Source organism: Mesorhizobium sp. M2A.F.Ca.ET.067.02.1.1 (genome assembly GCF_004023285.1).
Classification (GTDB): Bacteria; Pseudomonadota; Alphaproteobacteria; order Rhizobiales; family Rhizobiaceae; genus Mesorhizobium.
This window is the reverse complement of sequence record NZ_RZSB01001342.1, coordinates 1-672: the sequence shown is the minus strand read 5'-3', so window position 1 is coordinate 672 and position 672 is coordinate 1. Positions and strand designations below refer to the sequence as shown.

General features: G+C 66.8%; 1 protein-coding gene. It reads left to right on the top strand.

Translation table 11 applies throughout. The annotated features are described in order from the left end of the window. Positions 1-177: 177 nt before the first annotated feature. Positions 178-672, top strand: a 495-nt coding sequence (locus EOA28_RS37710) for a helix-turn-helix domain-containing protein (protein ID WP_148671209.1), incomplete at its 3' end; no start/stop codon positions are given.

Genomic DNA, 672 nt, shown 5'->3' with positions numbered 1-672 from the left:
GCGCGATAGCGCCGAGACGGATGAGGGGTGTTCCAGCGGAGTGAGACGCTGGCTTTCCCTGGAACACCCCTCATCCGACCGAGCTTCGCTCGGCCACCTTCCCCCACAAGGGGGGAAGGGAGCCATAACCTCCCAGGTAATTGAAATCCCTCCCCCTCGGCCCTAGTCCTGCTCCTCATGACCACACCCGAACCCTCCGCCGGCAGCCTGATCCGCGAATGGCGCACGCGGCGGCGCATGAGCCAGCTCGATCTCGCCATGGAGGCCGATATCTCGCAGCGGCACCTCTCCTTTGTCGAGAGCGGCCGCGCGCAGCCGTCGCGCGAGATGGTGCTGCATCTGGCCGAGCAGCTCTCGATCCCGCTTCGCCAACGCAACCAACTCCTGCTCGCGGCGGGCTTCGCGCCGAGCTTCAGCGAAAAGCCGCTCACCGACGCCACGCTGGCGCCGGCGGTGGCCGCCGTCGAGACCGTGCTCAAGGGCCACGAGCCTTTTCCGGCGCTGGCGGTGGACCGGCACTGGAATCTTGTTTCCGCCAATGCAGCGATCGCCCCATTCCTCGCCGATATCTCCGAACAGTCGCTGCTCCAATCGCCGGTCAATGTGCTGAGGCTGAGCCTGCATCCCGGTGGCGTGGCGCCGCGCATCGTCAATCTGGCGGAATGGCGCGCG